The organism is Mycobacterium sp. 1423905.2 (assembly GCF_001673155.1).
GTDB lineage: Bacteria > Actinomycetota > Actinomycetes > Mycobacteriales > Mycobacteriaceae > Mycobacterium.
Genome location: NZ_LZLE01000174.1, coordinates 1 through 14,405, shown reverse-complemented (window position 1 = coordinate 14,405; position 14,405 = coordinate 1). Strand labels below are relative to the sequence as shown.

10 protein-coding genes and 1 pseudogene are annotated in these 14,405 nt (G+C 66.8%); 7 read left to right on the top strand and 4 right to left on the bottom strand.

Annotation, left to right across the window (positions count from 1 at the left end):
* Positions 1-288, top strand: a pseudogene (locus A9W95_RS27885) (hypothetical protein); the annotation flags it as partial.
* Here A9W95_RS27885 and A9W95_RS10385 read toward each other — a convergent pair.
* The 4 genes from A9W95_RS10385 to A9W95_RS27875 all read right to left on the bottom strand — a co-directional run bounded on the left by A9W95_RS10385 (position 239) and on the right by A9W95_RS27875 (position 6,590).
* Positions 239-1,768 (bottom strand): PE family protein, encoded by a 1,530-nt coding sequence (locus A9W95_RS10385; RefSeq protein ID WP_253851620.1) that lies wholly within the window; start codon positions 1,766-1,768, stop codon positions 239-241. The pseudogene A9W95_RS27885 and the gene A9W95_RS10385 sit on opposite strands and share 50 nt — an antisense overlap.
* 86 nt (positions 1,769-1,854) lie before the next feature.
* On the bottom strand, positions 1,855-3,774 hold the full coding sequence (locus A9W95_RS27880) for an alanine racemase (protein WP_067411743.1): 1,920 nt from the start codon (positions 3,772-3,774) through the stop codon (positions 1,855-1,857).
* 9 nt (positions 3,775-3,783) lie between these two features.
* Entirely contained in the window at positions 3,784-5,412 is a 1,629-nt protein-coding gene (locus A9W95_RS10375; protein WP_216638152.1) for an LGFP repeat-containing protein, read from the bottom strand.
* 119 nt (positions 5,413-5,531) lie between these two features.
* On the bottom strand, positions 5,532-6,590 hold the full coding sequence (locus tag A9W95_RS27875; protein ID WP_253851619.1) for a PirG: 1,059 nt from the start codon (positions 6,588-6,590) through the stop codon (positions 5,532-5,534).
* Positions 6,591-6,818: 228 nt separating this feature from the next.
* On the opposite strand from A9W95_RS27875, the gene glf reads away from it, so the two are divergent.
* The 6 genes from glf to A9W95_RS10340 form a co-directional block, all read left to right on the top strand.
* Positions 6,819-8,021 (top strand): UDP-galactopyranose mutase, encoded by a 1,203-nt coding sequence (gene glf / locus A9W95_RS10365; RefSeq protein WP_067411735.1) that lies wholly within the window; start codon positions 6,819-6,821, stop codon positions 8,019-8,021.
* Positions 8,018-9,928, top strand: a complete 1,911-nt coding sequence (locus tag A9W95_RS10360) for a glycosyltransferase (RefSeq protein WP_067411732.1) — start codon at positions 8,018-8,020, stop codon at positions 9,926-9,928. The genes glf and A9W95_RS10360 overlap by 4 nt, the downstream gene beginning before the upstream one ends.
* On the top strand, positions 9,921-10,478 hold the full coding sequence (locus A9W95_RS10355) for a phosphatase PAP2 family protein (protein WP_067411729.1): 558 nt from the start codon (positions 9,921-9,923) through the stop codon (positions 10,476-10,478). The genes A9W95_RS10360 and A9W95_RS10355 overlap by 8 nt, the downstream gene beginning before the upstream one ends.
* Entirely contained in the window at positions 10,475-11,389 is a 915-nt protein-coding gene (locus A9W95_RS10350; RefSeq protein WP_067411726.1) for a decaprenyl-phosphate phosphoribosyltransferase, read from the top strand. The genes A9W95_RS10355 and A9W95_RS10350 overlap by 4 nt, the downstream gene beginning before the upstream one ends.
* Positions 11,370-13,358 (top strand): terminal beta-(1->2)-arabinofuranosyltransferase, encoded by a 1,989-nt coding sequence (gene aftB, locus A9W95_RS10345; RefSeq protein ID WP_371328053.1) that lies wholly within the window; start codon positions 11,370-11,372, stop codon positions 13,356-13,358. The genes A9W95_RS10350 and aftB overlap by 20 nt, the downstream gene beginning before the upstream one ends.
* Before the next feature lie 370 nt (positions 13,359-13,728).
* Positions 13,729-14,405: alpha/beta hydrolase-fold protein (locus A9W95_RS10340; RefSeq protein ID WP_067411746.1), on the top strand; the 677-nt coding region annotated here is incomplete at its 3' end.

The following is a 14,405-nucleotide window of genomic DNA, read 5'->3' as shown; positions in this document are numbered from 1 at the left end:
TGCCGAACAACCGACGTCAACGACCTCACCTTCGCCTGCCGCCCCGACCACACCCTCGTCGACCAGGGTTACACCACCCGCCAAAACACCGACGGCGAAACCGAATGGATCCCCCCACCCCACCTCGAGTACGGCCAACCCCGCACCAACACCTACCATCACCCGGAGAGGCTGTTGGCCGAGGAAGACGACGAGACCCGTAGCGCCGCAACGGTATTCGGTGGCGACGCCTGCGCCGCTAGGCGGCCGGGGCGATTGCGTGGGCCAGTTGCTGCGGGATGTAGTTGACCAGTAGCGGGATCAGGCCGGAGAACGGCGTGCCGAAGATGGGTACGTCGAGGTCCGTAGCGGGCACTGGGATCCCAAGAACAGGGACCGGGAAACCAGGCACGTGCACCGTGGCCGTCACGGGATGTGGCGGCACAAGCAGCCCGTCAAACGGCAAGTGCAGGTCGATCGAGACGGTCGACGGCCCTATCCCGGAATTGTTCGGCAGCACAATCGTTTGGTTGACCAGCGTTTCGGCATTCAGGAACCCATCCAACGTCGACGCCGGGGCGTCGATGAATGCGCCGAGCGCTCCGAGGATGTTGCCGCTCGCCAAGGATTGCTTGATGTTGGTCGCGCTGAGCGCCAGCGTCCCGAGCGCCGAGAACGGCGCTCCCGCTGAGCCGTAAGCGGCGACCAACGGCAACCCGAAGAAGGCGCTGATCGACCCGCCGGCCAGATTGTCCAGCGGCAGCGCGACAGTCGCCGAAATGCTCGGATTAGTAAGCGTATTGAGCACGTTCGTGAAGTTCTGCGCAATCTGCCGCGGGATGGACGGCGGCATGAGACTGGTCAGGTATTGGGCCTCTTGTCCCGGCAGGTTCATGATCGTGAACAGATCCCCGAGCGGGCCAAGCAACCTGGGATTTACCGTGGCGGTGAGGGTTATCCCGACTGCGCCGAACGTCACGTTGCCCGGGTCGAAACCGGTGACCAAGAGGTTGGCGTACGACCTAGCCACGTCGACCACTGCGCCGTAGTAGTTACCCGTCAACAGCGTCCCGAACGCCTGCTGTAGGCCCGCGCCGAATGCGGGCAATCCAGGGATGAGGGTGGCGATCCCGTCACTGACCGCGTTGGCGAAGGTCTGGGCGAATCCGAGCTGCGTGGTGATGAACTGCTGGGCGTAGAACGCGGCCGGGAAGTTGGCCAGAGTTTGGATGTCGGCCTGGATGGTCGCCGGCAGATTAGCCAAAAGCAGCGGAGCGTTTTGGAAAGTGGTGGCGAAACCCGTGGCGATCTGCTGCCCGTACCCGAACTGGTTAGCCACGAACTGGCGCAGAAACGGGAAGGGGTTAGCCCCCCAGGCGTTGCCGAGCGCCTGCAAATTGGTGGCGGTGTTGATGAACAGCCGCTGATACGCGCTGCCTGGGACGGCCGGTGCGGCGGCCGCGGCCGGCGCGGTGACCGCGCCGAGCAAGTTCTGTTCAGCGTTGGCGACCTCAGTGGCGACGTACGCTGCCGCGGATCCGTTCAAGAGTCTGGTGAACTCGGCCTGAAACGCGGCGGCCTGGGCATTGACCGCTTGAAATTCTTCGCCGAAGGTGCCGAACAGCTGCGCGATCGCCAGCGAAACCTCATCGGCGGCCGCCGCGGCGACGCCGGTGGTGCTGGTTGCTGCCGCCGCGGTGACCTGCCCCAGGCTGGAGCCGAGACCGGCCAAATTTTCAGCCGCGGCCGTAACCATCTCCGGTGCGGTGGCCAAGAAAGACACGGCCATCTCCCGTCCTACTCGATAACTTTCTCAGGGCATTTCGAGCGTACTGTGACGGCGGCCACATCCGCCGGAAATCGAGCGACTCGGCGTCAAAGTGCTCGCAGCGACACCGGCGCGACGGTGCATCCGACCAGAGCTGCGGCGTCAAGCGTTTGCGGTCGGTAGGGCAGCGTGCGCAGCCGCGCAATCATGACGGCAACCGGATCTTCGACGCGCCGCCCGGACAGCCCTGATAGGAAAGCCCACTCGTGCTCGTCGCTGCCGAAGTAGACCACCTGACCAAAAGCCTGATGGAACCGCTGCCACGACCTGCGCAGTGACTCATTGCGCCACAGCGTCGGACAGCCGGCCTGGCCGACGACGACACCACCGATGGCGCTGCACTTCGCCAAGAACTCGGTGTCGTAGAGCCGGTTGTGTTGGCTCGGCTCGACCCGCTCGTCGGGCAGGTCGACCACCACGACGTCATAAGGGGTATCGCACCGATCGACGAAATCCCAGCCGTCGCAATAGTGGACCCGTACCGGACCGACCCCGCATTCTGCGGTGCGCAATTCGGCCGGGGTGTACCCGTAGGGCAGATGCTCGGCACACAACCGCACCGCTTCGCCGTCGATGTCGACGTGGTCGACGTGGATGGCACCGGCGGCCACCGCCACCTGGCTCACCACACCCTCACCCGAGCCGATCACGAGCACCCGCTCGATCTTCTCCGCGAGCAGCAACGCGGGCACGAGCAACGCCTCGTGATACACCAGCTGACTGAACTCGGTGCTTTGCCGCTCGTCGTCGCTGAACAGCGCCACGCCTTGCTCGGTGCGGCCGATGACCAGGTGCTGGTATGGCGTGCGCACATCGCAGATGACCTCGCAGAGCCGCCAGTGGCGCGTCAGTCCGGGCGCCAACGGTTCGACGATGTCTCTTCCTGCGCCCGCACCGTCATCGAAATATGTTGGCAGCGGCGCTATTCCGTTGAACTCGGCGGACGCATAGCTGGCCGTGTAGGCACCGGCGTCATGGATCTCGACCGCGTCACCGCGGCGCAGAGACACCGGCAACGGATACCGTTGATACAACACATCGTCGCCATCACACGTCGGTCCCGCCAGCACGGCGTCGTCCACCGGATCACCGTCGCGCGCGGTGCGCAACCGATAACGGATGTACTCGTTCTCCGTTTCGGCCAGACCGCCGTAACGCCCGATGTCCAGATACACCCAGCGTCGGCCATCGAGACCGGTGCGCACCGACACCACTTCGCTGTGAATGGTGCCCGCCCCGCCCACAATCACCCGGCCGGGCTCGATGACCAGGTGCGGCGGGTTAGTGCCGAAACGGCGTTGGAGCGCAGCGGTAATCGTCGCCGCAATGACTCTCAGATCCGGCGCGCCGGCGGCGTACGGCAACGGGAATCCGCCCCCGATATTCAGCACCGACAGATCACCGAACTCGTCGAAAATGCTAGCGGCGCATGCTATCCCAAGCTCCCACGCCGACGGGTCGAGTTGCTGAGAGCCCACATGGAAGCACAGTCCCTGCGGCTGCAATCCCATTCCCCGGGCGCGTTGCAGCAGGCCCACGGCTGCCGCCGGCGGGCAGCCGAACTTGTCACCGAATGGCGTGACCGAAGCCGGAACCGACGGCGCCACGCGGCAATCCACGACCGCCCCGGGAGCGTATCGCGCGATCACGTCCAACCCGTCGGCGGTGTCGAAGGCAAACCGTCGCACACCCCGGTCGTATGCGTGCCCCACGGCGGCCGCCTTCTGAATCGGATTGCCGAACGTCAACGCAGCACCGCCGATGCCGGCCGCCAGGCAGGCCTGCACCTCGCCGGTTGCGGCGACGTCGAACGTGGCGCCCTCGTCGGCCAGCAACCGCAGAATCGGCTTGGCGGGATTCGCCTTGACCGCATAGCGCACTTCCGCGTCGGGAAGAACGGCGCGCAAGGCGCGGAACTGCGTGCGCACCTGGTCCAGATCAATGGTCAGGTACGGCGTCTGAGGCACACCTGCAGACTAGTTCGGCGGATGAGTAGGTAACGAGAAGTGCTCCGCCGGCACATTGGGGCCGCTCGGGGGCTGGGTGGTCAGCGGAGTGATGATGCCGTCCACCACTTCGGTGATGTTTCCGGTGAGCCGCTCGAAGTTCAACGTCCCATGCTGGAAGTTCTGAGTGATCTGCAGTGGTTCGTGAATCTCCGCGCTCGTCGGCAACCCCAGGGGGCCCCGCTCGTAGCTCAGCGATGCCCAGGCCTCATAGAGTGCCCCGGTGACCGGCTCGGCGCCGATTCCCGGCGCCCAGTACATCGCGCCCTTGGCGAACGTGGCGTAGCGAGCCCCGCCGGCGGCGTCCTGCTCCGGTGAGGTCGGCGCGCCGAGCACGCTGTTCATGCCGCCGATCTGCTGCCAATGCTGATAGATGGCCCCACCCTCCAGCGACTTGATCAGCTCCTCCGGCGGATCGTAGAAATGCGCTGCAATATCGCGGATTTCGTCCATCAGCGCGTAGGCGGAATTGCCCGGACAGTCGGTGTTCCCGACGTCGCGGTGGGTGAAGATGGTGGGCAACTTCGCGATCGCCCCGGTGGGGAAGGTGGTGAACGAGCCGCCCTGAGACTCCAACTCCACCATGCCTTTAGGGTCGACACTGTCCATGCCCAGCCGCCATCCGAGCAGCCGGCCGACGGTGCGCAGTTGAACCGGGGTTGGCGCGACGTCGTCGAAGTTGCCCAGCATGGCCACGCCCCAGGTTTCCCGGTTGAAGCCGCCGGTGTGGGAGCCTTCGACGGCTTTGGTCAGGCCGCCGGCGGCGCCCTCGAACACCTGGCCGTATTTGTCGACCAGTGCGTTGTAGGCGATGTCGCACCAGCCCATGGTCTTGCTGTGGTAGGTGTAGATCGCTTTGACGATGCCAGCTGACTCCAGCGGGGAGTAGTCATTGCTGCCCGCGGTGTGATGCACCACTCCGGCGCGGATAGAGCGGCCGAATCTTGGTGTGCCGCAATGCAACGCCTCGTCGGCGCCCCACTCCGCCCGACTGATTATCGGCGGGGCCTGGCCGGGCATGTTGACCCCGGTGGGCGGTGTCCAGTGGTTTTCCACGGGTGCCTGCGGCGGCGTGATCAAAACCGCCGAGATGTTCTGCGCGAACGGCTGTTCCTTCGTCACCGGGCGGTACCCGAGATTGGAATTCACGGTCGCAGGCGGCGCTGGCGGGGCTTGGGTCACCGGCGCATCGATCGGGCGGGTGACCGCGACCTGCACGGTCGTGGTGGTGCCGACGAAGACCGGATCGGTGCTGCGCGGTCCCGAGGCCGGCCGACCGCCGTCGGGTGCCGCGGTCTCGTACTCGGCCTGGTACCACGGTCCCCAGGAGCCGTCCGGTCGCTTGGCCCGGACCCGGGTCGACGTACCGGCCAGGTCGCCGGTCAGCGCGATCAGAGAAAACGGTGCGTTCTGGGTCAGCTCTCGGACCGTCACCCCACCGCCCAGTCCGACCAGCGGCTGTTCGGCGATTTGGGTGTCGGCCGGGCGCGGCGCCCGATCGTCGTCACCGGCAGGCCGATAGAGCAGCCACGAGACGATGACGACCGTTGCGGCAATGGCGGTGACCAGCATCGTCGGTGCACGATTACGGGACGGCACCAGGCGATGTTACGTGTGTGTCTAATGTTTTCGATGTGACGACACGGCGATTTCGTGGAGAAACCTGTCGACGACACCGCAGAGCACTCTGCGGTGTCGTCCGGTGACAAGCCTCTCTTTTAGACCGGCGGGAGGGCAGGTGCGGCGGCCGGAACCGCGGCAGCAGCCGCCGGCAGCGCGGCCGCGCCCGCAGCCGCGGGCAGCGCCGGCACACCGGGAACCGCAGCCGCCGCGCCGGGAAGCGCCGCCGGCACACCGGGAACCGCCGCCGCGCCGGGCAGTGCCGGAGCGCCAGGAACCGGCAGGGCCGGAGCGGCCGCGGCCGGGGCGCCTGCCGCACCGCCGTTCTGCACGCCTTGCATGATCGCCGGCATCACCAGGCCCTTGAGCAGGTCGATCGCTTGGCTGGCACCCAGTTGGTTGGCCGCCTGCATCAGGTCGTTGACCAGGCCGCCACCGCCGCCACCGCCGCCGGAGCCACCGCCGCCGCCGGTGCCTATCGGGCTGACCGGCCCCAAACCGGTGCCGCCGCCCAGCGACGGGTCACCCAAGATGGGATAGGTGCCGTCGGCGCCGGGGTCCAACGCGGCCGGCGCGGTGATGGGCACTTCACCCGTGCCCGCGGCCGGGCTCACACCGGCGGGGCTGGTCAAGCCCGGGGTAGCTCCGGTGGGGCTGGTGAGCGCGGGATTGGGCAGGCCGGGCGTGGTGGCTGCTCCGGGCGTCGGGGAGGGCAGACCCCCACCGGGCGCGGCCAAGGCACCCGGCGTGGTGGGCGCCAGACCGGGCAGGCCCGGACTGGTCAGGCCGGGGCTAGCCAAGCCGGGGCTGGTCAGCCCCGGGCTCGCCAGGCCGGGACTGGTCAACCCGGGGCTGCTCAATCCCGGGGTGGCGCCCAGGCCGGGAGTGCCGAGGCCGGTGCTGGCGCCGCCCGCGCCGCCCAAAGCTGGCACGGGAGGCAGGTTCACGCCGAACTGCGACAACCCTTGAGACAGCGCGCCAATCAGCTCGCCGGGCAGATCGCTCATCAACGCCGCCTGCTTGAACTCGTGATGTTGCGGCGGCGGAGTGGAACTCGTCGATTCGTAAACCAGGAAATAAGCACATGGACTCGCGACTGCCAGGGCGGCGACCGCGCTCATGGCTGTCGAAAGCTTGCGTCGGCGTCGGTTCGGCACGGAAGTCTCCTCAATCTGGATTAGCAGTGCGTCGGCTCTCGCCGATCTCGACCTTCGAGTGCACCGGCAGGAAACCCACACGGTTGATGGTACGAGTGAGAATGTTGTGACTAGAGTGATGAGATCGAATCGTGAGGCAATCGCGACGTGAGTGGTTTGTAGGTGTGACGTTCCACTGATGTCGCCAAATCGGGTTTTGGCGGCAAGGTCAGATACCCTAGGCAACCGATGACTTCTCCTCCCGGTCGCTTTGACCTCTTCGTCGTCGGCTCCGGATTTTTCGGCCTGACGATTGCCGAGCGCGTGGCGACTCAGCTCGACAAGCGCGTCCTCGTGCTCGAGCGACGCCCGCACATCGGCGGCAACGCATACTCCGAGCCCGAGCCGCAGACCGGCATCGAGGTGCACAAGTACGGCGCGCACCTGTTCCACACCTCCAATAAGAAGGTGTGGGACTACGTCCGGCAGTTCACCGACTTCACCGGCTATCAGCACCGCGTCTTCGCGATGCACGGCGGGCAGGCCTACCAGTTCCCGATGGGACTGGGCCTGGTGTCGCAGTTCTTCGGCAAGTACTTCACGCCCGACGAGGCGCGTCAGCTGATCAAGGAGCAGGCCGCCGAGATCAAGCCGGAAGAGGCGCAGAACTTCGAAGAGAAGGCGATCTCGCTGGTCGGCCGGCCGCTCTACGAGGCGTTCCTCAAGAACTACACCGCCAAGCAGTGGCAGACCGACCCCAAGGAACTGCCGGCCAGCAACATCACCCGGCTACCGGTGCGCTACACCTTCGACAACCGGTACTTCAACGACACCTACGAGGGCCTGCCGGTGCACGGGTACACCGCGTGGCTGCAGAACATGGCCGCCGACGACCGCATCGAGGTGCGGTTGGACACCGACTGGTTCGACGTGCGCGACGCGTTGCGTGCCGAGAGCCCCGACGCCCCGGTGATCTACACCGGCCCGCTGGACCGCTACTTCGACTACGCCGAAGGCAGACTGGGCTGGCGCACCTTGGATTTCGAGCTCGAGGTGCTTGACACCGGAGACTTCCAAGGCACCCCGGTGATGAACTACAACGACGCCGACGTGCCCTACACCCGCATCCATGAGTTCCGGCACTTCCATCCCGAGCGCACCTACCCGACCGACAAGACGGTCATCATGCGGGAATTCTCGCGGTTCGCCGAAGACGACGACGAGCCCTACTATCCGATCAACACCGAGTCCGACCGTGCCGTGTTGGCCGCGTACCGGGCCCGGGCCAAATCCGAGACCGCGTCGTCGAAAGTCCTTTTCGGCGGCCGCTTGGGCACCTACCAATACTTGGATATGCATATGGCCATTGCCAGCGCTTTGAACATGTACGACAACGTCTTGGCGCCGCATCTGCGCGACGGCGCCCCGCTGATCGAAGAGGGCGTGAAATGACCGCCACCAGCCTCCTGTCCCGGATCATCCTGCCCCGTCCGGGCGAGCCCCTCGACGTTCGCAAGCTCTACCTCGAGGAGTCGACGACCAACGCGCGCCGGGCACACGCGACGACCCGCACCTCGCTGCAGATCGGCGCCGAGTCCGAGGTCTCCTTCGCCACCTACTTCAACGCCTTCCCGGCCAGCTACTGGCGACGCTGGTCGATTTGCAAATCGGTGGTGCTGCGCGCCGAGCTGACCGGGTCCGGCCGCGTCGACGTCTACCGGACCAAGGCCACCGGGGCGCGCATCTACATCGAGGGCCAAGCCTTCTCCGGCACCGAAGACACGCCTGCCGTCGTCGAGATCGAGGTCGGTCTGCAACCGTTCGAAGACGGCGGCTGGATCTGGTTCGACATCACCACCGACACCGCGGTCACGCTGTTGCGCGGTGGCTGGTATGCCCCCATCGCCGCGCCCGGTACGGCCAACATCGCGGTCGGAATCCCGACCTTCAACCGGCCCGCGGACTGCGCCAACGCGCTCACCGCGCTGACCGCGGACCCGCTGGTGGACGAGGTTATCGGCGCCGTCATCGTGCCCGACCAAGGGGTGCGCAAGGTCCGCGACCATCCGGATTTCCCCGCCGCGGCGGCCCGGCTGGGCAACCGCCTGTCCATCCACGACCAGCCCAACCTGGGCGGGTCGGGCGGTTACAGCCGCGTCATGTACGAGGCGCTGAAAAACACCGACTGCCAACAGATCCTGTTCATGGACGACGACATTCGCATCGAGCCGGACTCGATTCTGCGTGTGTTGGCCATGAGCCGGTTCGCCAAGACCCCGATGCTGGTGGGCGGCCAGATGCTCAACCTGCAGGAGCCGTCGCACCTGCACATCATGGGCGAGGTGGTGAGCCGGGCGAACTTCATGTGGACCGCCGCCCCGCACACCGAATACGACCACAACTTCGCCGAGTACCCGCTGAACGACAAGAGCGACAAGAGCAAGCTGCTGCACCGCCGAATCGACGTCGACTACAACGGCTGGTGGACGTGCATGATCCCGCGGCAGGTCGCCGAGGAACTCGGCCAACCGCTGCCGCTGTTCATAAAGTGGGACGACGCCGACTACGGCCTGCGGGCCGCCGAATGCGGCTACCCGACTGTGACGCTGCCCGGTGCGGCGATCTGGCACATGGCGTGGAGCGACAAGGACGACGCCATCGACTGGCAGGCCTACTTCCACCTGCGCAACCGGTTGGTGGTCGCGGCCATGCACTGGGACGGCGACGTCTCCGGGCTGGTCCGCAGCCACCTCAAGGCGACCCTGAAACACCTTGCCTGCCTTGAGTATTCGACGGTCGCGATCCAGAACCGGGCCATCGATGACTTCCTGGCCGGCCCCGAGCACATCTTCTCGATCCTGGAATCGGCGCTGCCTGAGGTGCACAGGCTGCGCAAGCAGTACCCCGACGCGGTGGTGTTGCCCGCCGCCAGTGAGCTGCCGCCGCCGGCGCACCAGAGCAAGGCGATGAAGCCGCCGGTCAACCCGATATCGATCAGCTACCGGTTGGCCCGCGGGATCCTGCACAACATGACCAAGGCCGACCCGGCGGCCCACCAGCGCCCGGAGTACAACGTGCCGACCCAGGATGCGCGCTGGTTCCGGCTGTGCACAGTCGACGGGGTCACCGTCACCACCGCCGACGGCGCCGGGGTGGTCTACCGCCAGCGCGACCGCCGCAAGATGATGACGCTGCTGCTGCAGTCTTTGCGCCGGCAGCGTCAACTGGTCAGCCGGTTCGACGAGATGCGCAGGGTCTACCGGGAAGCCTTGCCCGTGCTGTCCAGCAAGCAGAAGTGGGAGACGGCGCTGCTGCCCGCGGCGGGTCCGCCCAGCAACAAAAAGCCCGAACATGCCTGAAGCCCCTCCTTCAGGGGCGCCGCGCGGTGAGGTCGCCGCGATGGTGGCCGTTCAGTCGGCGCTGGCCGACCGCCCCGCAGTGCTGCCCGCGGCTCGCGCGTTGTCCCACTTCGGGGAACACAGCCTGGGCTGGGTAGGGGTTTCGCTGCTCGGTGCCCTGCTTTCGGCGCGCCGGCGGCACGACTGGCTGCTCGCCGCCGTGGGCGCGCTGGCCGCGCATGCGGCCGCCGTCCTGGTCAAGCGCGTGGTGCGTCGGCAACGCCCGCATCACCCCGCGGTCGCGGTGAACGTCGGGACACCCAGCCGACTCAGCTTCCCGTCGGCGCACGCCACGTCGACCACGGCCGCGGCCATCCTGCTGGGCCGCGCCACCGGGTTACCGCTGCCGGCGGTGTTGGTGCCGCCAATGGCCCTGTCCCGGGTACTGGCCGGCGTGCACTACCCCAGTGACGTTGCCGCCGGTGTGACGCTGGGCGCCGTCGTGGCAGCCATCGCCGTCCGAGTCGACGCCTTGATCGACGGAGGGGTCGAAGGAGGTCTGGCCGGATGAGCGAAGACGTGGTCCCGGTGACCCAGCCGTCGGGCAACCTGATCACCGGAGTGGTCAAGGCGATGCGCCCGCGGCAGTGGGTGAAGAACGTCCTGGTGCTGGCCGCGCCGCTGGCCGCGTTGGGCGGGGGCGTCCGCTACAACTACACCGAGGTGCTGATCCAGGTCTTGGTGGCCTTCGTCGTGTTCAGCCTCGCCGCGTCAGCGATTTACCTGGTCAACGACGTGCGCGACGTCGAGGCCGACCGCGAACACCCGACCAAGAGGTTTCGTCCCATCGCGGCCGGCGTCGTGCCCGAGTGGTTGGCGTACGCCTTGGCGGCCGTGCTGGGCGCGGCGGCCCTGGCCATCTCGTGGATGTTGACCCCGAATCTGGCGTTGGTGATGGCGGTGTACCTGGCCATGCAGCTGGGGTACTGCTTCGGCCTCAAACACCAAGCCGTCATCGACATCTGCATCGTGTCCTCGGCCTACCTCATCCGGGCGATCGCCGGTGGCGCGGCCACCAACATTCAGCTGTCGCAATGGTTCCTGTTGACGGCCGCCTTCGGGTCACTGTTCATGGTGGCCGGCAAGCGTTACGCCGAGCTGCAGCTCGCCGAGCGCACCGGGGCGGCCATCCGTAAATCGCTGGAAAGCTACACCAGCACCTACCTGCGGTTCGTCTGGACGATGTCGGCCACCGCGGTGGTGCTGTGCTACGGCCTGTGGGCCTTCGAGCGGGACCGGCATTCCGGCTCCTGGTTCGCGGTGTCGATGGTCCCGTTCACGATCGCGATCCTGCGCTACGCGGTGGACGTCGACGGCGGGCTGGCCGGGGAGCCGGAAGACATCGCACTGCGCGACCGGGTGCTACAACTGCTGGCGCTGGCGTGGATCGCAACAGTTGGTGCTGCCGTTGCCTTCGGCTAGCGCCACGCTAAAGACGCTGCGCGCCGGCGTGCTGGTTCCCCGACGGCCGGTGGTGCGCCGGGTGAACTGGCCGGTCTTCCCGTACGACCCGCTGGTGCGGATCAGCCTGTGGAGCAGCGTGGCCGTCGTCGTGCTGCTCTTCGGTTACGGGGCGTGGCAAAGACGCTGGATCGCCGACGATGGATTGATCGTGCTGCGCACCGTGCGCAACCTGCTGGCCGGCAACGGGCCGGTGTTCAACCAGGGTGAGCGGGTGGAAGCCAACACCTCCACGGCCTGGACCTATTTGCTGTATGTGGCCAGCTGGGTGGGCCAGCCGATGCGCCTGGAGTACGTGGCGCTGGCGATGGCGCTGACGTTGTCGCTGGTGGGCGTCGCGTTCCTGATGCTCGGTGCCGGCCGGTTGTATGCGCCGAGCCTGCGCAGCCGCCGGGCCGTCATGCTGCCGGCCGGAGCGCTGGTTTACATCGCGGTGCCCCCGGCGCGCGACTTCGCCACTTCCGGGTTGGAAAGCGGGTTGGTGCTGGCTTACCTGGGCCTGCTGTGGTGGATGATGGTCTGCTGGGCGCAGCCCCTGCGGGTCAAGCCAGAGAATCCGGCATTCATCGGCGCACTGGCCTTCGTCGCGGGCTTCAGCGTGCTGGTCCGTCCGGAACTGGCGCTGATGGGCGGATTGGCGCTGATCATGTTGCTGATCGCGGCCCGCAACTGGCGTCGTCGCGGCCTGATCGTGCTGGCCGGTGGTCTGCTTCCGGTGGCGTATCAGATCTTCCGGATGGGCTACTACGGCCTGCTGGTGCCCGGCACCGCACTGGCCAAGGACGCCGCCGGGGACAAATGGTCCCAAGGCATGATCTACCTGTCCAACTTCGACCAGCCCTACCTGCTGTGGGTGCCGCTGGTCTTGCTGGTGCCGCTGGGCATCGTGCTGATGGCCGCCCGCCGCCGCCCGTCATTCCTGCGCCCGCTGGTCACGCCCGACTACGGGCGGTGGGCCCGGGCGGTGCAGAGCCCGCCCGCCGTGGTGGCGTTCGTCCTGGTCAGCGGGCTGCTCCAGGCGCTGTACTGGATCCGCCAGGGCGGCGACTTCATGCACGGCCGGGTGCTGTTGGCGCCGCTGTTCTGTTTGCTGGCGCCCGTCGCGGTGATCCCGGTGGTGATTCCCGACGGTAAGGACTACTCGAAGGAGACCGGATACTGGGTGGCCGGTGTGGTCAGCCTGCTCTGGCTGGGCGTCGCGGGCTGGTCGCTGTGGGCGGCTAACTCGACCGGGATGGGCGACGACGCCACCCACGTCACCTACTCCGGAATCGTCGACGAACGACGGTTCTACGCCCAGGCGACCGGGGTGGCGCACCCGCTGACCGCCGCCGATTACCTCAACTATCCGCGGATGGCCGCCGTCCTGGTGGCGATCAACAACACCCCGGAAGGGGCGCTGTTGCTGCCGTCGGGCAACTACTACCAGTGGGATCTGGTGCCCATGATTCCGCCGGGTACCGCGGGCATTCCGGCCGACCAAAAGCCGCAGCACGCGGTGTTTTTCACCAATCTCGGCATGGTCGGGATGAACGTGGGCCTGGATGTCCGGGTGATCGACCAGATCGGTCTGGCCAACCCGGTGGCCGCGCACACCGAACGGCTCAAGCACGGTCGTATCGGCCACGACAAGAACCTCTTCCCGGATTGGGTGGTGGCGGACGGCCCGTGGGTGAAGTGGTTCCCGGGCATCCCGGCCTACCTGGACCAGCAGTGGGTCGCCGAGGCCGAGTCGGCCCTGCACTGCCCGAAAACCGAGGCGGTGCTCAATTCGGTGCGCGCGCCGATGACCCTGCACCGGTTCGTCTCTAATGTGGTGCATTCGTTCGAGTTCACCCAGTACCGGATCGACCGTATTCCGCTCAACGAACTCATCAAGTGCGGGCGGGAGGTGCCCAAGACGCCGCCCACGCCACCGCGCGGGGACTGATCGGGTGATCTTGATCGGCTGCGTCGCGGGCAGCCGAAAAAAATTTTTACTCCTGCCCGGCCGGCGCGCCCACCGGTTGTCCGGCGTGGTGTCCAAGACTGACAGCAACATCACATCTAACCCGTTACCAGGGGCCACGCACTGTTCGGCACATGCGGAAACACCGCTGCCGGAGGCCGTTTCGGATGCGCGAATGGCCGCCGATTCCGACCCGGTAACCTCGCCAGCGACGGACTCGAGGAGAGCGCGGCCACAAAGGTGTGGTTGACTACACGGGCACTGCCGAGCCCTGCGCGTGCAGTTCGACCTAGTTCAGGATGCGCCCAGTACACACGGATGCGCCTAAAAGAATGAGGATGAGGAAGCAAGGATGAAGCTTGTTGACAGGTTTCGTGGCGCCGTGACCGGCATGCCGCGCCGTCTCATGGTGGGTGCCGTTGGTGCGGCCCTGCTGTCGGGCCTGGTGGGTGTCGTCGGCGGATCGGCGACCGCGGGGGCGTTCTCGCGCCCGGGCCTGCCGGTCGAGTACCTTCAGGTGCCCTCCGCGGCGATGGGTCGCAACATCAAGATCCAGTTCCAAAGCGGTGGTGCCAACTCCCCGGCGCTGTACCTGCTCGACGGCATGCGCGCGCAGGACGACTTCAACGGCTGGGACATCAACACCCCCGCCTTCGAGTGGTACAACCAGTCCGGCATCTCGGTGGTCATGCCCGTCGGTGGCCAGTCCAGCTTCTACAGCGACTGGTACAACCCGGCCTGCGGCAAGGCCGGCTGCACCACCTACAAGTGGGAGACCTTCCTGACCAGCGAGCTGCCGCAGTACCTGTCGTCGCAGAAGCAGGTCAAGCCGACCGGTAGCGCCGCTGTCGGTCTGTCGATGGCCGGTTCCTCGGCGCTGATCCTGGCCGCCTACCACCCCAACCAGTTCATCTACGCCGGCTCGCTGTCGGCGCTGCTGGACCCCTCGCAGGGCATGGGCCCGTCGCTGATCGGTCTGGCCATGGGTGACGCCGGTGGCTACAAGGCCTCGGACATGTGGGGCCCGTC

What these genes read in the sequence shown, in the direction of transcription:
- A9W95_RS10385 (WP_253851620.1), bottom strand. Translation starts at nt 1,768, where the DNA reads ATGGCCGTGTCTTTCTTGGCCACCGCACCGGAGATGGTTACGGCCGCG.
- glf (WP_067411735.1), top strand. Translation starts at nt 6,819, where the DNA reads ATGACTTCTCCTCCCGGTCGCTTTGACCTCTTCGTCGTCGGCTCCGGA.
- A9W95_RS10360 (WP_067411732.1), top strand. Translation starts at nt 8,018, where the DNA reads ATGACCGCCACCAGCCTCCTGTCCCGGATCATCCTGCCCCGTCCGGGC.
- A9W95_RS10355 (WP_067411729.1), top strand. Translation starts at nt 9,921, where the DNA reads ATGCCTGAAGCCCCTCCTTCAGGGGCGCCGCGCGGTGAGGTCGCCGCG.
- A9W95_RS10350 (WP_067411726.1), top strand. Translation starts at nt 10,475, where the DNA reads ATGAGCGAAGACGTGGTCCCGGTGACCCAGCCGTCGGGCAACCTGATC.